The following is an 18308-nucleotide window of genomic DNA, read 5'->3' on the forward strand; positions in this document are numbered from 1 at the left end:
AAGAGATTCATCATGCAAACGCATCACATATATTTGTTAAATGAGGATGTTTTTTTATGCGCATTATATTACTCGGACCACCTGGGGCAGGTAAAGGTACACAAGCTCAGTTGATCTGTAAGCGCTACAATGTCCCACAAATTTCAACCGGTGATATGCTCCGTGCTGCAATTCGTGAAGGTACTGAATTAGGTCTTAAAGCTAAAAGCGTGATGGAAAGTGGCGGTCTGGTATCAGACGAGCTTATCATCGGTCTGGTCAAAGAACGTATTGCTCAATCTGATTGTGTAAATGGTTGCATTTTTGATGGTTTTCCTCGCACTATTCCTCAAGCAGAAGCTTTGGAAAAAGAAGGCATCAACATTGATCACGTGATTGAAATTGATGTTCCAGACGAAGAAATTGTAAAACGTCTTTCTGGTCGCCGTCAGCACCCAGCTTCTGGCCGTGTTTACCATGTGGTTTACAATCCGCCTAAGGTCGAAGGTAAAGATGATGAAACGGGTGAAGAACTGGTTCAACGTCCTGATGACCAGGAAGAAACCATCCGTAAACGTTTAGGTTCTTATCACACTGAAACTGAACAATTGGTAGGTTTCTACCAAGGTCGCGCAGCATCAGGTGAAAATGCACCGACTTATGACAAGTTAAACGGTCTGCGTCCAATTGAAGAAGTTCAAACTGATTTGTTTGCCATTCTAGATCAATCAAAATAATCGTATTTCGATGATTTTGACAATCGAAGAGCCCTAAGTCATATTAGGGCTCTTTTTATTATGCTCTCAAAAAGGACACTGCTGTGAAGTTTGCTGTATTAGGGTTAATGGTCGTATTTCTGGCAGTATTGTTTGCTTTGTTCTATGTCAGTTTCAAGATGCTGAAAAAAGTACGTCAGCAAGAGCGTAGCGAAAATGCTGGTAAAGTACCTCAACGTCAATTGCATCCAAAGTTACAGGCACAGCGCGATCAACAAAAACGAGATCAGGAAAAGGCTGAACAAGAAAAAAATAAATAAACTGCGTATAAAAAAGCTGAACTTAAAGTTCAGCTTCAATGTTTTTTACTGCAATGGCACGTGCTGCACCAAATTCAAAACGATCTGGCCAGTTGCACACGTCACACACCACGCATTCATGACATTTAGGCTTGCGGGCAATACAGGTATAACGACCGTGTAAAATCAGCCAGTGATGTGAATCAATGATAAATTCTTTGGGAATGACTTTGACCAGTCGATGTTCGACTTCAAGCACATTTTTACCTACCGCCAGACCAGTGCGATTGCCTACGCGAAAGATATGCGTATCGACGGCCATGGTGGGTTGACCAAAAGCTGTATTGAGCACCACATTGGCGGTTTTACGTCCCACACCCGGTAACGCTTCCAGATCAGCCCGATTGTTGGGTACCACACTGTTGTGTTTTTCAATCAGCATCTTGCAGGCTTTAATTACATTCTCGGCTTTTGCGTTATATAAGCCGATGGTCTTGATATATTCTTTTAAACCCTCAACGCCTAAGGCATAAATAGCTTCTGGCGTATTGGCCACAGGAAACAGTTTATCCGTGGCTTTGTTGACACTGACATCGGTGGCTTGAGCTGAAAGCGTAACGGCCACCAAAAGTTCAAAAGGATTGCTGTAATTCAGTTCGGTTTTAGGGCTAGGTCTTTGCTCACGTAAGCGGTCAAAAAAAATCTGGATCTGCTTTTTGGTCATGTTTTTAACCGCCATTATGATGCTCCCAAAGCAATCAGCTGCTGTTGCAAATCATCCAGCAGGGCACGTTTTTTAATGTCTTCCCGAACACTGAGCTGTTTTTCTAATTTTTTGATTTGTGTACGAATTTTAGCAAGTTGAATGGTGATTGCTGCGTCGTGGCTAATGACAGGTTTGCTCGTTTTTTCTGCCATCTGAATTTCTGGAACGACATCACTTTGCGCTGAAAATTGGGCAAATAAGGCCGTATCAATATTGGCGCGGACTACAGGACCTTTACGATTGATACGTCGTTTTTCTTCACGCTGAATATGGGCGTAATAGCGATTGCGCAGGTCGGTTTGTTCAGCAATACGCGCATCATCTGAAGGTACAACGTGGTGATCTTCCACCAGATCAATACAGTCGACCGGACATGGCGGAATACAGAGTTCGCAACCGGTACACAGGTCGGTCAAAATGCTATGCATGAGCTTGCCTGAGCCAATAATCGCATCGACCGGGCAGGCGCTGATACATTTGGTACAGCCTATGCATTCATCTTCACGAATGATGGCTTTCATGCGTTGTGGTCGACCATCACTTTGAATCGGCCAAACACTTTCTTCAGCTTGCAGTTGAGGACGACCCAGCAATTCGGCCAAAGCATCGGCAACCGGCTGTCCGCCTGGTACACATTTATTGGCTTCCTCACCTTCAGCAATGGATTTTGCATAGGGCAAACATCCATCTCGATGGCCGCAAAGTCCGCATTGTGTTTGCGGCAGCAGGGCGTCAATTTTTTGAATCAAGGTAATTTGAGTGTTCATGTATAACCGGGAGTGCTGGGCGAGCTGCGTGAAACAATGTGCTGGAGAGCAATACTAGCATGTTTTTGCATAGAATTCCTGTGCGCAAAAATAGCACCAGGAATGCATTAATTTCGAGCAAAATATTACACTAATTCATATCTAAAAGTTATTATATATATAACCAAAAAGACTGAATAATTAATTTAAATACCTGTTCTATATAGATAATTGAAGTTTTTTTTAAAAAACTATTGCTGAATAAGTGCAAAAGATATTTAATGTTTTGCGCCAAAATATATCATTGATTGAAATATTGAACGATTTTGATCCATTTCTGCTGAGGATTAAGTGTTGAAATATAACAGCCTTAACGACTTCCTAGACTACGTTAAATCACGTGACCAACATCAACCAGAGTTTCTACAAGCTGTAGAAGAAGTAATGACCAGCCTTTGGCCATTCATTGAAAAGAATCCAGAATATGCTGATCATGGATTACTTGAACGTCTTGTAGAACCTGAACGTGCGATTCAATTCCGTGTTTCATGGGTAGATGACAAAGGCCAGACTCAAGTAAACCGTGCTTTCCGTGTACAGTACAACTCAGCTATTGGTCCATTTAAAGGGGGGATGCGTTTCCACCCTTCAGTAAACCTTTCAATTTTGAAATTCCTCGGTTTTGAACAGACTTTCAAAAATGCCTTGACTACATTGCCAATGGGCGGTGGTAAAGGTGGTTCAGACTTCGACCCTAAAAGTAAGTCTGAAGGCGAAATCATGCGTTTCTGCCAGGCATTAATCATCGAGTTGTATCGTCACCTTGGTTCTAATACTGACATCCCTGCGGGTGATATCGGTGTAGGTGGCCGCGAAGTGGGTTACATGGCTGGTATGATGAAAAAACTCAGCAATGACACTTCATGTGTATTCACGGGTAAAGGCTTAACTTTTGGCGGTTCATTGGCTCGTCCTGAAGCAACTGGTTACGGTACTGTGTATTTCGCTGAGGAAATGCTAAAAACTCGTGGCGACAGCTTCAAAGATAAAGTCGTAACGATTTCTGGTTCTGGTAACGTTGCGCAATACGCTGCTGAAAAAGCAATGTTCCTGGGTGCGAAAGTGGTTTCACTTTCTGACTCTGCGGGTACTGTATTCGTTAAAGACGGTTTCACTGACGAACTTCTTGCAGAAGTGATGGAGCTTAAAAACGTTAAACGTGGCCGTATTTCTGAGTTTGCGTCTAAACACGGTTTTGAATATCTTGAAGGTCAACGTCCTTGGGGTATCAAGTGTGATATCGCACTTCCATGTGCAACTCAAAACGAACTAGATGCTGATGACGCTGCTAAACTTCTTGCAAACGGTGTGATCTGTGTTGCTGAAGGTGCTAACATGCCTTCAACTTTGGATGCTGTAGAGAAATTCGTTGAAGCGAAAATCCTTTATGCTCCAGGTAAAGCATCTAACGCAGGTGGTGTTGCGACTTCTGGTCTTGAAATGTCTCAAAATGCATTGCGTTTAGGCTGGACTTTCGAAGAAGTAGACGAGCGTTTACATGCAATCATGAAAGAAATTCACCGTAACTGCGTGAAATACGGTACTAAAGAAGATGGTACTGTGAACTATGTTGACGGTGCGAACATTGCAGGCTTCGTAAAAGTAGCTGATGCAATGCTTGCTCAAGGCGTATTCTAAGTCTGACTTGGTTTAAGCTTTAAAAAACCGAGGCGATGACCTCGGTTTTTTTATTTCTTGACTAAATGCTTTACTTAACCGTTGAGCGTTCAACCGTCATGTCATGGATATAAGCATATTTCGACTGATCTGCAGCGGGATGCTTGATTTCATAACGTTTAACACGAATGATCTGACGTTCGTTCGGCGTGTGAGTAAAACCTTCGATTTTGTCATAGAACAAAGTCCAGTCTTTATCGACCTGAGTTTTTACCCCATTTTCGGCATACTTCACCTCCCGAACCTGTAAGCAGGTTTGAGGTGCTACACCGGTACACGATTTTGTTTCAGGTGCAATTTCCAGAAAAATTGTTTCAGCCTGAGAGTTGTATTTTGTTTCAGGTGTCATCTTTCCAGTGAAAACATATTTCTGACCTGTCGCTGAAATTAGTGTTAATGTCGGCTGTTGAGGATCATTCAGGTTCAATACAAAAGGTGCTTTGCGGTCATTAAACAGATCCTTGGCAATACTTTCTTGCTGCATAGAAGCTTCTGGACATGCCATCTGAGTTGCCATTAAAGGCCCTGTTACAATCTGATTGTTTTCCACTTTCCAGCTACCGCCCATGCCATTACAGCTGGTGGCAATACTTAAACGGCCTTTATCATCAAAATTCAGCACCAGAGGTTTAGGTGCAGTACCTGTAGCAGTACTCCATTGATAAGCACTCAGGGTTTGATCTGCATTTTGTTGTTGAAGCACCGACACAGCAACATCTCCAACTTTTTGAATATCGCCAGATTGGCAGGCTACAAGCGTGAGCGGGAAAAGGGCGATTGCTAAAAGTTTAAATTTCATTTTAAAAGTACTTGGTTTTGAAGAATTTTTAATAGAATAACGTATAGGTATTTAAAAAATATGGATACATTCTGATAAGTTCAGTTTCAAAATGTATCCATAACTATAATTTTGTTAATTATTAATAAAAAGTTATGAGTTGGCGTGTCTCAGTCAAAACGATAAATATCCATGCCCAGAGAACCCATACTGAAACTGCTATGCACGATACTAAAACGGTGACCTGTACCCATCGCAAAAAACAGGGGAGCAAAGTGTTCTAAGGTCGGATGATTACGTTGTACATAAGGAATATTCTGCCAGTCCAGAACCGCAGCATAATCGCCATGATTCATTTTGCTAACCACATAATTCCGAAAAGTCGATGCCCATTCAGGAACTGCAGCAGATTCACCATGCCAGGACAGTTCGCTTAGGTTATGGGTAATGCTGCCCGAACCGATCATTAACACCTGTTTTTCACGTAGGGGTGCCAGGGTTTGACCAATTTTATAAATATCTTCAGCAGACATGTTCATGGGCAAGGAAATTTCCACCACTGGAACATCAGCCTCAGGATACATATGCAACAATGGCATCCACACGCCATGATCTCGTGGACGGGTACTGTTGGCATGCGCGGCAAAGCCGGCATTGGCTAAAAGATGCAGAATCTGTTCTGCAAGTTCAGGTTGACCCGGTGCAGGATAGCGTATTTCATACAGCTCAGGCGGAAAACCGCGGAAGTCATGCCAGGTTTCAGGACGTACACTGCTACTGACTTCCAGCGCATTACTTTCCCAGTGTGCAGACATCACAATAATGGCTTCAGGTTGAGGCAGATTTAAGCTCAATCGCTCCAACGCAGGGCCAACCTGTTCCGGATTAAGCGCCAGCATGGGTGATCCATGAGAAATAAATAAACCGGGTAAAGTTTGTAAATTCATGTTGACGCGCCTAATTCAAATAATATCGATTGAGGATATGATGCCAAATAAAGAGAAATAGAATAAATACAATTTATATAAACATATTGTTCCGTTTATGGAACGATAATGAATGATCCAAACAGATGTATGATTCAGGCTTAGAAATACGTTCGCTTTACACTATTTTGCCGAGCCCAAATCATCCTGTTATGAGCCTGCTTAACCCGCCCGGTGATAAGGATGATTATTGTTGATGCTCATTGCGCGGTAGAGCTGTTCAATCAGCATGACCCGAACCATAGGGTGTGGTAGGGTGAGTTTGGATAAAGACCAGTGCCATGCAGCAGCTTTACGTACTGCTTCAGAGTGACCATCCGGCCCCCCAATCGCCAATACCACATCATTGCCTTCAAGCATCCATTGTTTCATGGTTTCAGCCAGTTTTTCAGTACTGAATTCTTTACCACCGACTTCAAGGGCAATCAGGGTTTCATTATGTTTTAGTGCATTCAGGATGCTTTCACCCTCAATCTGGCGATATTTTAGGATGTCGGCTTCAGAATCATTTTTTCCGCGTTTTGCCATAGGTAATTCAATAATTTGAGTTTGCACAAAAGGCTGAATACGTTTGAAGTAATCTTCAAAGCCGGTGAGCACCCAGGCTGGCATTTTTTGACCGATGGTAATAATACGGATTTTCATAAGATTCGATGATTTGAAAGTCAGCGCTATTATAAACGCTAAAATGGTTTTTACTGCTTTTGAGCAACAAATTGAAATTGAAAATCAGCTTGAGATGTTGTTTTAATCTTCATTAACGGACTAAATGTGAATAATAAGAGTGGGATAACAATACATGAAATTAAAAAACCATCTAAATTTAGGCATGCTTTTTTGGGGCTTCCTTTGTTCGGTTTTTATCAGTGTTTCAGCCTGGGCATTCCCCAGTGCGCCACCGGCCAGTACAGATAATTTAAAAGTCTATCTGGAGCAAATCATCGGTGAGCAGGGGCATCGGAATTATAAAAATATTCAGGAATTGCAGCGTGTCTCGGCATGGATTAAAGAGCAAATGCGTTTGTTTGGCATACCCTGCCAGTATCAGAATTATACAGTCAACGGTTTGGGTTATCGCAACGTAGTGTGTACGCTCACAGCTGGACATGCGGACAAGGTGATTGTCGGTGCGCATTATGACGTATTTGGCGAAACTCAGGGCGCAGATGATAATGCCTCTGGAGTCGCGGGGGTGATTGAAACAGCACGGATATTGGCACAGCAGAAATCGCAGCTGGCACATAATGTCGAATTTGTATTTTATACCTTGCAAGAACCGCCATTTTTCAAGACTGAACAGATGGGCAGTTTTGTGCATGCAAAATCAATCCAGGCTCAGAAAGATCACATCAGAGGCGTTTATATTTTAGAGATGATAGGGTTTTTTGATGAAAATCTGGTGCAGCAATATCCTGCCGGTTTAAAGTGGGTATATCCGCAGCATGGTAACTTTATTGCCGCCGTCAGTAATTTACAGTCTTATGACTTAAGTGCGAAATATTGTGAATCGATGAAAATGCTGGATCAGCTAGAGTGTCAACGCTTGGTGGCACCATCTTTTATTTCGGGAATGGAATTTTCAGATCATCTGAATTACTGGAATTTAAATATTCCTGCCATGATGATTACCGATACAGGTCATTTTCGGAACAAGCATTACCACAGCAAGGGAGATACCCTGAAAACTCTGAATATTGCAAAAATGGCGAATGTGATTGATGGTCTGACTTATAGTTTAATGATTCAATCTGACTGAGTAAGCACACATAAAAAACGCAGTCCCCTAATGGAATACTGGGACTGCGATCAAAAGGTCATCCACCTGGAGATGTAGATGACCATTCACATAACTTATTAATTAGAAATCTTAATTAGAAATCAATTAGAAACTTACAGCACATCTGTGTATCTATACTATTAGGTGAGGGTGAGCTGTTGGTTTTTCAAGCTAATGGTCTATGAATATCGTAAAACCTTTACACAAAAAAAGAGAGCCGAAGCTCTCTTTTTTTGTGTAGCAAAATGCAATTAGTGACGCGCTGCTTTGCCTTCTGCCATTGGTTTAACAATCGGTGCTTTTACCAAAGGCTTTGGCTTTTCAGTCAAGGCAAGTGGCAAGATCTCATCGATGTTTTTCACTGCTTTGATTTCCAGACCGGCTTTAACATTTTCCGGAATTTCCACCAAGTCACGTACGTTTTCTTGAGGGATGAAGACCAGTTTAATGCCACCACGATGCGCAGCTAAAAGTTTTTCCTTCAAGCCACCAATACGCATTGCACGACCACCAAGATTGGTTTCACCAGTCATGGCAATGTCTGCGCGAACTGGAATACCTGTGAATGCAGAGACTAAAGCCACAGTCAGCGCCAAACCTGCAGATGGACCATCTTTCGGTGTTGCACCTTCAGGTAAATGTACATGAATATCAGTTTCTTCAAATCTTGAAGCCTCAATACCCAAGGCATCGGCACGGGTGCGGACTACAGTCATTGCAGCGGTAATGGATTCTTTCATCACATCACCGAGTGAACCAGTGGTAATGAATTTACCCTTACCTTTTACCGCAGCCACTTCAATCGAAAGCAATTCGCCACCAACTGATGTCCAAGCCAGACCATTGACACGACCGACTTGCGCTTCTTCTTCTGCCATACCGAAGTCGAACTTATGTACGCCCAGGTAATCAGACAGATTTTCAGCAGTGACATCGATATGCAGGTTTTTGGCTTTTTTGCTGACCGCTTCTTTCACCACTTTACGGGCAATTTTTGACACTTCACGTTCAAGACTACGTACACCCGCTTCGCGAGTATAATGACGCACGATGTCACGAATCGCTTCTTCATGAACAGTCAATTCTTTAGCACGTAAACCGTTGTCCTTAATGGCTTTAGGAACCAGGTAACGCTCTGCAATATTGACTTTTTCCTCTTCGGTATAACCCGGAAGACGAATCACTTCCATACGGTCAAGCAATGCTTCAGGAATATTCATGCTGTTTGCAGTACAGATAAACATCACTTCAGAAAGGTCAAGATCAAGATCGAGATAGTGATCGTTAAACTTGCTGTTTTGTGATGGATCAAGCACTTCAAGCAAGGCAGAAGCAGGGTCGCCACGGTAATCCTGCGCCATCTTGTCAATTTCGTCGAGCAAGAACAGCGGATTCTTCACGCCAACTTTTGTCAGTGATTGCACGATTTTACCCGGCATCGCACCAATGTAAGTACGGCGGTGACCGCGGATTTCCGCTTCGTCACGTACGCCACCTAAAGCCATACGCACAAATTCACGACCTGTGGCTTTGGCAACCGACTCGCCCAATGAAGTTTTACCTACCCCTGGAGGGCCAACCAGGCAAAGGATTGGACCTTTGAGCTTTTTCACACGAGATTGTACTGCAAGATATTCCACAATACGGTCTTTGACTTCATCTAGACCGTAGTGATCGGCATCTAAAATTTCTTGTGCTTTCGCCAAATTGATGCTGACTTTGCTGGCTTTATTCCAAGGCGTATCTAAAATCGCCTCGATATAATTGCGCACCACAGCAGCTTCACTTGAAGCAGGTTGCATTGCTTTGAGCTTGCGGAATTCAGATTCGGCTTTTTTACGCACGTGTTCCGGTAAATCGGCTTCTTCTAGACGACGTTCAATTTCTGCAACATCATCTTCAGCACCGCCATTCATGTCGGAAAGCTCGCGCTGAATCACCTTCATTTTTTCATTCAGGAAATATTCGCGCTGGTTTTTCTCCATCTGGCGTTTTACCGAGTCATGCAAGGTTTGTTCAATCTGCTGTTCTTCAGACTGTTGCAACAAATAAGTCATGAGCTCAGTCAAATGTGCTTCAAAGTCATCATGTTCCAGGAACTTTTGCTTGATATCGATGTTCAAGGGCACACGAGTGGCCACAAAGAACAAGAGTTGCAATAAGTCATCGATTTTATTTGCAGCAGTAATCAATTCACGTGCATTACGTAATTTGGCTTCTGCATATTGGGCAAATAAAGTTCGCAGTTCTTGTACACGTGTTGCTTGAGAACCAGCCTCAACATTCACTGTCATTGGGCTAAGGGCATGTTCGGCTGATAAATATTCATCATTGTCGATGATTTTTACCAGTTTAGAACGATGTAGGCCCTCAATGAGTACCTTTATACAGTTTTCATCATTTTCATGATTCACAACTTGCACAATCTTCGCGACAGTACCGTATTGATATAAGTTGTCGTGATCAATTTCTTCTGTAAGAGAATCTTGTTGTGCAACTACAAATACGAGATTGTCACTGTTACGGGCCACGTCAACTGCTTTGATCGATTTTTCACGACCTACAAATAACGCAATCTGCATGTGTGGATAAACCACCACATCTCGTAGCGCTAAAAGTGGTAATACGCTTGGAACCTGTGTAGCTAAGGTTTCTTGATTCATAATAATTTCAGACATGGGCACTCCTAATGAGTAACAATGGTGTTGCCATATTTTTATAGTGAAGTGTATTTCAAAAATTACAAGGGCAGGGCAAATGAAAATGTTTAAAAAATGAATAAATATGTGATTTTAAAGTGTTCCTGATGGTCAAAAATGCCAGTTTAGCGCTTGAAAGATAAATATCGTGAAGGTGTAAGCAAGGCATCCAGAGGCTGGTCCCAAGTTTCGCGATGCAAGCGTTGTTTAATAAGCTGAAAGTCATGGGCAATCCCGAGGCGAAAAGGGCTATGTATAGCGCTGGCCAGGGTTTTGTCGTAGAAACCGCCCCCCATACCAATGCGGGTACCGTAAATATCACAGGCCAGCAAAGGCATAATTAAAAAATCCAGCGTCGACACATGCGCTCCGCGCCCGGCCATGGGCTCTTGCATGCCAAAAGGATGATAGGAAAAACGTTTATTTCGATATTGCTGCAGGCTAATTCGAACCCAGTGCAATTGCTGGTTCATAGTGCAAATCATCGGCAGATAAACTTCTTTATGCTGTTTAAAACAGTACTCGATAATTTGATTGGTATTAATCTCTCCAAACGCATGCAGATAGACGCCAATTTTTTTTGCATGCTGAAAAGATTTTAGCCGGATTAGTTGCTGGAGTACTTTCTGTTGAGCTTGTTTTTGTTGAAATTTGGAAACGGCTCTACGTTGATGTCGAAGGTGTCTGCGTAAAGCTTTTAAATGCACTGACATCAGTTGGTGTTCCCTCAAAAATGACCCATGATCTGACTGCTGGGTGAAGTTTAACTTTTTTTCAGTTCTTGTAAAATTGGGCAGCAACTTTCTTTGGTTGTTTTACACTCATCTACCCAGCTGCTTAAACGGGTTTTTAGCGCCTGCAATTCCTGAATCCTTTGATCAATTTTTTCTAGTCGTTGCTCAATGACATGTCGCACCTGTTCACGGTCATCCAGTTGCAGTTGCAGTAATTCCTGTATTTCACTGAGTTGCAAACCTGCATCTTTACCTTTTTGAATAAAGCTTAACGTTTCAATGTCTTTGTCATTGTAATAACGATAGCTCTGCGTGGTTTCAGGCACGCGCATTAAACCGATCCGTTGATAATAACGAATGGTTTCGACGTTGACATGACACTGTTTGGCCAGTTTTCCGATAGTGAGCATAAAATATCCTCGAATGACTTGACTCTGTACCTAGGTACAGACTTTATGCTAGCACAATCGAATAATAAAGTGAGGAGAGTCTGATGAATGAGCCGCAATCTTCCTGCTGTGCAAAACAGGATTCAGTTCTTGAATTAGTGAAAGTTGATCCGGTTTGTGGAATGAATGTTTCTGAACCTTCAGAACATGCTTTTGAATTTGAGGGGAAAAAATATTTATTTTGTTGTGATGGCTGCAAACAAAAGTTTGTTAAAAACCCTGAAGCTTACCTTCAACAAATCAAGCCTAAATCAGGCTGTGGCTGTGCAAATAAAGCTAAAGTTGTAGCGGCCTCATCTTCATGTTGTGGTGGTGAGAAAAAACCACAGCAGCAATATGTTGATCCGGTCTGCGGGATGACCGTAACGGATTTATCCAAACCGCATACTGAATATTTGGGACAACTTTATTATTTTTGCTGTCAGGGCTGTTTGGATAAATTTCAGGTCAATCCGGAACAATATTTGGCAAAAGAATCTGCGAAAACTTCGGGTTGTGGTTGTGCATCAAAATTGAAAGTAGCAGAAAAAAAATCTTGTTGTGGTGAAACAGATTCAAAATCTGGACTAGATACGCAAACCGTCACCGATCCCGTCTGTGGCATGCAGGTTAAAACGGATTCGAAATGGCACAGCCAGTTGGAATCACAGGACTATTATTTCTGTTCAGAACGTTGTTTGACTAAATTTACCCAACAGCCTGAACAATATTTGCAAACTAAGCAACAAGCCTCTTCCTGCTGTGCTTCACAAGAAAAACCGGTAGTTGCAGAAAAGAAATCTAGCTGTTGTGGAGGAACTCATCCTTCATCAGTACAGAGTTCAGGAATTGATCCCGTGTGTGGCATGTCGGTAGATACTTCCACCGATTTAAAAACAGAGTATCAGGCTAAAACTTACTATTTCTGTAATCCGTCTTGCCTGAAAAAATTTAAAGGCGATCCGGAGTTTTATCTGCTTCCAGCGGATCAGCGACCTGTGCCTGAAGGTGCTGCGGACATGGATTATACCTGTCCGATGGACCCTGAAATTGTGCAAAAAGGACCGGGAACTTGTCCAATCTGCGGCATGGCTTTGGAGCCAATGCAACCGACTTTGAATGATGCACCCAATCCTGAGCTGGTCGATTTTAGTCACCGTTTCTGGATGACGTTGCCGCTGACTTTAATTGTCTTTGTCATGGCCATGGGTTCGCATATTCATGCCTTTATTCCTCAGCATATTCAGCCGTGGATTGAACTGGTGCTTTCTATTCCCGTCATCCTTTGGGCGGGTAAGCCATTCATCGAGCGTTGCTGGATTTCTTATAAAACCCGTAACCTGAACATGTGGAGCCTGATTGGTGTTGGGGTGCTGGCGGCATTTATCTACAGTCTTGTGGCGACAGTTTTTCCATCGCTGATTCCGATGCAGGCCAAAACTGGTCACGGTGTTGCCGTGTATTATGAAGCGGCGTGTATGATTGTGTCCTTGAGTTTGCTTGGGCAAATCATGGAGTTAAAAGCTCGTGCCAAAACCGCTGACGCCCTTAAATCCTTACTAAAATTGCAACCGTATACTGCAAAACTGGTGCAGCATGATCAGGTAGTGGAAGTGGATGTTGGTATGGTGAAACAGGGCGATATCCTGCAGATTTCTTCAGGGGACCAAATTCCACTCGACGGCATTGTAGTGGAAGGAAAAACCTATGTTGATGAAGCCATGATGACGGGTGAACCTGTTCCGGTAAAAAAAGAAGTAGATGACCGGGTGATTGGCGGTACGGTGAACCAGCAGGGCAGTATACGCATTCAAACCACGGCAGTGGGTGCCAATACCACTTTGGCGAAAATGATTCAGACTGTAGCCGAAGCACAGCGTTCCAAAGCACCGTTACAAAAACTTGCCGATGTATTTGCCAAATATTTTGTGGTAATTGTTTTAGCCATTAGTGTGTTGACCTTTATGGCATGGATGCTGTTTGGCCAAGCGCAATTTGATCTGGCGCTGATGTGTGCAGTGGCTGTACTCATTATTGCCTGTCCATGTGCCTTAGGTCTGGCAACGCCGATGTCGGTGATGGCAACCACAGGTCGTGCCGCGCAAAAAGGCGTGTTGTTTAAAGATGCGGAAGCCATAGAAGCTTTGAGCAAAGTCACCACTTTAATTGTCGATAAAACCGGGACCTTGACCGAGGGTAAACCAAGCCTGAAAGAGATTAAACTGCTTTCAGATACAGTTCAGCAAGCGCAAGTGGAACAATGGATTGCCTCGATTGAACAGTTCTCTACTCATCCGATTGCCCAGACTTTAACCAAGCTTGTTCCGCCTGATCAATTGCTAAAAGTCAGTGATTTTGAAGATGTCACCGGTTTTGGGGTGAAAGGGCAAATTGAGGGTCAAACCCTGTATGTGGGCAGTCAAAAGCTGATTGATCAATTGGGTTTAAAATTGGCTGAACAGGCTCAAGCGAAGCTGGATACTCAACGGGCAACTGGTAATGTGATCAGTTTCTTGGCCAATACGCAGCAAGTGTTGGCTTATATCTCGATTCATGATGCGATTAAACATAATGCCCATCAGGTGATTGATCAACTGATTGCCGATGGCATAGAAGTGGTGATGGCGACTGGTGATCACGAACAGAATGCCAAACTGGTCGCTGCTGAGCTGGGGATTCAGCAGGTTTATGGCAACTGTACCCCGACTGAAAAATTAGATCTGGTAAAAAAATATCAGGCTCAAGGAAAAGTTGTGGCGATGGCTGGCGATGGTATTAATGATGCACCGGCACTTGCCCAGGCCAATGTGGGGGTGGCAATGGGCAATGGTACCGATATTGCCAAACAGACGGCTCAAGTGACTTTGGTCAAAGGGGATATCCGCGGTGTGGCTGATGCCATTCATATGGCAAAGTTAGGTGTGAAGAATATGAAGCAGAACCTGGCCTTTTCCTTTGTCTATAATGGCTTGGGTGTGCCTGTGGCAGCGGGTGTTTTTTATCCTCTGACCGGACTGTTATTGACCCCGATGCTTGCTGCGGTGGCTATGTCACTCAGTTCGTTGTCAGTAGTCATCAACGCTTTACGTCTGCAAAAATCTCGATAACAGAATATTAGACGTGAAGTGACGTACCCAAGATGCAAATCTTGGGTATTTTTTGCATAAAATATCAATGAATATGACGGAAGATGAGATGAAATTTAAAAATGAAAATTCTTTAAAAAGTAAAATAGATGAATAAATATTTGTAATAAATAACACTTAGAATAATAAAAATAAGCACTCCGAAGATGCCGCTGCATGTCGTTACCCTGAACCCGAAGAAGTTCAAGGTGGACGCGACGCATACTTGCTGGGTTTCCCATTCGAAGATGGGCATACACTCTAAATATGCAGAACACAATCCGTAGATTTAAGTATCGGCAGGGATATAGACTCGCTGGCGAACACCTCAGAGATGAAATAAGTATAACCAATAATGAGATATTGGCAAATCTTCAATGTTCATGAACTGTAAACTTAGATTTCAACTGTTGATACTTTAGTCAATTTAAATGAAAATTAAACTAAATCTTCTACATCCTCTAAAATCGTTGTTAATAATCGCTCACAGTGCGAGTACTCCTGCAAGGATTTGTTCATTGACAGAACTTCCTGCATCAGCTCAAGCGCCACCATAATAATGAGTTTACTCGGTTCAACACGTGGTGCTTTACGACGAAAATCATCATATTTTTCATTTAACAATTCAGCTGCACGTTCCAGATCGGCTTTCTCGGTTTCCGTAGTGGCTAAACGGAAATTATGACCCAGTACACGCAATTCAACGGCAATTTGTTCACTCATCATTAAATGTCCTCATTTGCATCGGTAGGGTGAGCAAGCTGTTGAATTTCTTGCGCGTGTTGATCTTGAGCAGTACCTAAAATAGACAGGCGTTGAATAATGGCTTCAACTTTGGCTTTGGCATGTTCATTTTTTTGTAACAATCTTTCACGTTCCTGCTGCAAATCTTGAATTTCCTGGTGCGCAAGCCGCTGATCATTTTGCATCTTTTCTTTAATGACACGTAATTCATTACGCTCAGCCAGAATTTCCTGAAAACGGTTTTTAAGATCGGTACAGCTTTTTTCCAAACGGCTATAACGGTCTGCTAAAGAAGCCGCATCGGTATTCAATTGCTTGAATTGCGATTGGGTTTCGCTTAATTGCTCGCTCAGATTATCTATTTCTTCTTGCTTCTGGGTGATGATGCCATTTTTTTGCACAATTTGGGCATGATGATGCTCGTTGGAATCTGCTTTTGCAGCATTGAGTGCATCATTTTCACTTTTAAAATGCGCAAGTCGCGTTTTTAAAACGCCAATATGCGCCTGTAGACGCTGTAATTCTTCTAACATATCGTAGTCGCACAGTATCGCAAACAAAGGTAATATATAAGAAGTATAGAGATTGGATAAGCGAATGCAAGACGATATTTCAGGTTGGTCGGAATGGCACCACAATTTTTCAAAAATTGAAGAGATTTCAAGCCCAAGTGAGTTACATGGACTGCTAACGGGTATTGTTTGTGTTACTCAGGCGCCGACTGGTGATGAATGGCAACAAATATTAGCCACCCTCGAAATTCCGGCACTAGAACAGCAGATTTTAGACTTATTAACTGATGAAGCCGAAGATATTGCCCATGCTTTATCTGAAGATGAACTCGATTATTTACCCTTGCTTCCGGATGATGAACACGTTCTTGCGGATCGTGTACAAGCCTTGGCGGACTGGTGTGCCGGTGTGGTATTGGGCTTTGGTCTGGCTTCTGGTCATATCCGTCAGGATGAAATGGAACTGATTGAACATCTGCAAGATGTGGCAGCCGTCGAGTTTGATGAATCGGATGATGATGAAGAAGGCGAAGAAAGCTATCAGGAGCTTTACGAATTTGTGCGCTTAATTCCTGTCAGTCTGTCATTGGGACGCAAGAAAGTGGAAGTGGCAGAAACTCCATTACTGCAAAATATTCAGCCGCAATTGCAAAAAAATAACGCTACTGAAGCAAACAGTGTTGTTGAAATGTTTACTCCACATCGTCCGAGCTAATTCGGGCGATGCCGGTTCAAAAACAGACCATTTAAAAGTTATAACCTACTCATAAAAGACAAAAGTACACTTAATGATGAAACTGACTCAAGCAGATTTTCAGGAACGTCGTGACCGCCTGGCAGAAGAAATGGGTCCGCACAGTATTGCAATTATTGCCACCAGTCCGGTTGCCATGCGTAACCGCGATGCAGATTATAAATTCCGTGCAGACAGCAGTTTTTTCTATCTGACGGGGTTTGCAGAGCCTGAAGCTGTAGCGGTTATTGAGACTTTTGAATCGATTGATGAAGGTTATACCTATAGTCTGTTCTGCCGTGAACGTAACCGAGAGATGGAAATCTGGAACGGTTACCGTGCCGGTGTAGACGGTGCAGTCGATGATTACGAGGCGGATGAAGCCTATGCCATTGACCTGCTGGATGAAGAAATTATCGAGAAACTGCACAATAAACAAAAACTGTTCTATCGCATTGGCCAGCAGGCTGATTTTGATGCGCGTGTAGCCAAGTGGATTGCTAAAGTCAATGGTGAATCACGTAAAGGCACCTCCGCACCTGCCCAAGTCATCCAGCTGGACCGAATCGTAGATGAAATGCGTCTGCATAAATCCGAACAGGAAATCAAGCTGATGCAACATGCATCGACCATCAGTGCAGAAGCGCATACGCGTGCCATGCAAATGGTACGTCCGGGCATGATGGAATATGCACTGGAAGCAGAGCTGAACTACATCTTCGGTAAAAATGGCTGCGTGCCTTCTTACAATAGTATTGTTGGGGGAGGAGAAAATGCCTGCATTTTGCATTATGTGGAAAATGACCAAGTGCTGAAAGATGGTGATCTGGTGTTGATTGATGCGGCCTGCGAATATCAATTGTATGCTTCGGACATTACCCGTACTTTCCCGGTGAATGGTAAATTCAGCCCTGAACAGAAAGCCCTATATGAGCTGGTATTAAAAGCACAACTGGCTGCGATTGATGCAGTACGTGTCGGTAATTCTTACAAAGAGCCGCACAATGTGGCGGTACGCATTCTGGTTCAAGGTTTATTAGACCTCGGCATTATGCAAGGTGATATTGAGGAAATTATCGAAAAAGAAACCTTCCGTCAGTTTTATATGCATGGTACCGGTCACTGGTTGGGTATGGATGTACACGATGTCGGTTCATACAAACTAGACGGCGAATGGCGTGCTTATGAAGAGGGCATGGTGGTGACGGTTGAACCGGGACTATACATTGCACCGGATGATGAAACTGTTGATGCAAAATGGCGTGGTATTGGTATCCGTATTGAAGATGATGTGGTCGCTACCGAAAACGGGCCACTGGTTCTTACCAAAGATGTAGTAAAAACAGTCGAAGATATCGAAGCATTGATGGCAAAAGCTAAAGTTGCTTAATTTGGGTTGATAAAAGCCGGTCAGATGATCGGTTTTTTTTTGTTATTCACCAATTAAAATGTCTATGCGATAAACCATTTAAAATGTCCTGCTTTTAACTGCAAGAGTCAAGAACAGGATTTAAATTTCTTTGTTCAATGATTGCTTTCTGAGCTTTAC

General features: G+C 42.9%; 17 protein-coding genes and 1 other RNA gene. 7 read left to right on the plus strand and 11 right to left on the minus strand.

The genetic code is table 11. The features are described from left to right. Positions 1-56 precede the first annotated feature (56 nt). Positions 57-716 carry an adenylate kinase gene (adk, locus tag ACE01R_RS04605; protein WP_395547838.1) on the plus strand — a complete coding sequence of 220 codons (660 nt, stop codon included), beginning with the start codon at positions 57-59 and terminating at the stop codon, positions 714-716. Positions 717-799: 83 nt separating this feature from the next. Further along, entirely contained in the window at positions 800-1015 is a 216-nt protein-coding gene (locus ACE01R_RS04610; RefSeq protein WP_395547844.1) for a hypothetical protein, read from the plus strand. 22 nt (positions 1016-1037) lie between these two features. Here ACE01R_RS04610 and nth read toward each other — a convergent pair whose 3' ends face one another. Both nth and ACE01R_RS04620 read right to left on the minus strand, forming a co-directional pair. Next, positions 1038-1733, minus strand: coding sequence for an endonuclease III (gene nth, locus ACE01R_RS04615; RefSeq protein ID WP_395547845.1), 696 nt, complete (start codon positions 1731-1733; stop codon positions 1038-1040). Continuing rightward, complete coding sequence (locus ACE01R_RS04620; protein ID WP_395547848.1) at positions 1733-2527, minus strand: RnfABCDGE type electron transport complex subunit B; 795 nt, start codon at positions 2525-2527, stop codon at positions 1733-1735. Before ACE01R_RS04620 ends, nth begins: the two co-directional genes overlap by 1 nt. A 333-nt stretch (positions 2528-2860) precedes the next feature. Between ACE01R_RS04620 and gdhA the strand changes: the two genes are divergently transcribed. After that, positions 2861-4204 (plus strand): NADP-specific glutamate dehydrogenase, encoded by a 1344-nt coding sequence (gdhA, locus tag ACE01R_RS04625; RefSeq protein ID WP_395547850.1) that lies wholly within the window; start codon positions 2861-2863, stop codon positions 4202-4204. Positions 4205-4274: 70 nt separating this feature from the next. Here the strand turns inward: gdhA and ACE01R_RS04630 are convergent, their stop codons facing one another. The 3 genes from ACE01R_RS04630 to rlmH form a co-directional block, all read right to left on the minus strand. Next, positions 4275-5042, minus strand: a complete 768-nt coding sequence (locus ACE01R_RS04630) for a DUF4377 domain-containing protein (protein ID WP_395547852.1) — start codon at positions 5040-5042, stop codon at positions 4275-4277. Between the two features lie 149 nt (positions 5043-5191). After that, a complete protein-coding gene (locus ACE01R_RS04635) occupies positions 5192-5968 on the minus strand; it encodes a dioxygenase (protein ID WP_395547853.1) in 777 nt (258 codons plus the stop codon). 201 nt (positions 5969-6169) lie between these two features. Continuing rightward, entirely contained in the window at positions 6170-6652 is a 483-nt protein-coding gene (gene rlmH / locus ACE01R_RS04640; RefSeq protein WP_086194926.1) for a 23S rRNA (pseudouridine(1915)-N(3))-methyltransferase RlmH, read from the minus strand. Positions 6653-6806: 154 nt separating this feature from the next. Here rlmH and ACE01R_RS04645 point away from each other — a divergent pair, with 154 nt between their 5' ends. Then, positions 6807-7763 (plus strand): M28 family peptidase, encoded by a 957-nt coding sequence (locus ACE01R_RS04645; protein ID WP_395547856.1) that lies wholly within the window; start codon positions 6807-6809, stop codon positions 7761-7763. 272 nt (positions 7764-8035) lie between these two features. Here the strand turns inward: ACE01R_RS04645 and lon are convergent, their stop codons facing one another. The 3 genes from lon to ACE01R_RS04660 form a co-directional block, all read right to left on the minus strand. Then, entirely contained in the window at positions 8036-10462 is a 2427-nt protein-coding gene (gene lon, locus ACE01R_RS04650; protein ID WP_395547858.1) for an endopeptidase La, read from the minus strand. Positions 10463-10608: 146 nt separating this feature from the next. Beyond that, positions 10609-11196 carry a 5-formyltetrahydrofolate cyclo-ligase gene (locus ACE01R_RS04655; protein ID WP_395547864.1) on the minus strand — a complete coding sequence of 196 codons (588 nt, stop codon included), beginning with the start codon at positions 11194-11196 and terminating at the stop codon, positions 10609-10611. 50 nt (positions 11197-11246) lie between these two features. After that, positions 11247-11627, minus strand: coding sequence for a MerR family transcriptional regulator (locus tag ACE01R_RS04660; protein ID WP_395547918.1), 381 nt, complete (start codon positions 11625-11627; stop codon positions 11247-11249). 83 nt (positions 11628-11710) lie between these two features. Between ACE01R_RS04660 and ACE01R_RS04665 the strand changes: the two genes are divergently transcribed. After that, complete coding sequence (locus tag ACE01R_RS04665) at positions 11711-14752, plus strand: heavy metal translocating P-type ATPase (RefSeq protein WP_395547935.1); 3042 nt, start codon at positions 11711-11713, stop codon at positions 14750-14752. A 173-nt stretch (positions 14753-14925) separates the two neighbouring features. Here ACE01R_RS04665 and ssrS read toward each other — a convergent pair. The 3 genes from ssrS to ACE01R_RS04680 form a co-directional block, all read right to left on the minus strand. Further along, a non-coding RNA gene (ssrS, locus tag ACE01R_RS04670) (6S RNA) lies at positions 14926-15108 on the minus strand. A 100-nt stretch (positions 15109-15208) separates the two neighbouring features. Beyond that, positions 15209-15493, minus strand: a complete 285-nt coding sequence (locus ACE01R_RS04675) for a cell division protein ZapA (RefSeq protein ID WP_395548004.1) — start codon at positions 15491-15493, stop codon at positions 15209-15211. A 2-nt stretch (positions 15494-15495) separates the two neighbouring features. Continuing rightward, positions 15496-16047, minus strand: a complete 552-nt coding sequence (locus ACE01R_RS04680) for a hypothetical protein (RefSeq protein ID WP_395547939.1) — start codon at positions 16045-16047, stop codon at positions 15496-15498. Positions 16048-16111: 64 nt separating this feature from the next. Between ACE01R_RS04680 and ACE01R_RS04685 the strand changes: the two genes are divergently transcribed. Together ACE01R_RS04685 and pepP are read left to right on the plus strand one after the other, a co-directional pair. Continuing rightward, complete coding sequence (locus ACE01R_RS04685) at positions 16112-16741, plus strand: UPF0149 family protein (protein WP_395547940.1); 630 nt, start codon at positions 16112-16114, stop codon at positions 16739-16741. 76 nt (positions 16742-16817) lie between these two features. Further along, the gene (gene pepP, locus ACE01R_RS04690; protein ID WP_395548006.1) at positions 16818-18149 is read left to right on the plus strand and encodes a Xaa-Pro aminopeptidase; all 1332 of its coding nucleotides are present in this window, start codon (positions 16818-16820) and stop codon (positions 18147-18149) included. Positions 18150-18308: the final 159 nt, after the last annotated feature.

It is taken from the genome of Acinetobacter sp. BSP-28 (genome assembly GCF_044130285.1).
GTDB lineage: Bacteria > Pseudomonadota > Gammaproteobacteria > Pseudomonadales > Moraxellaceae > Acinetobacter.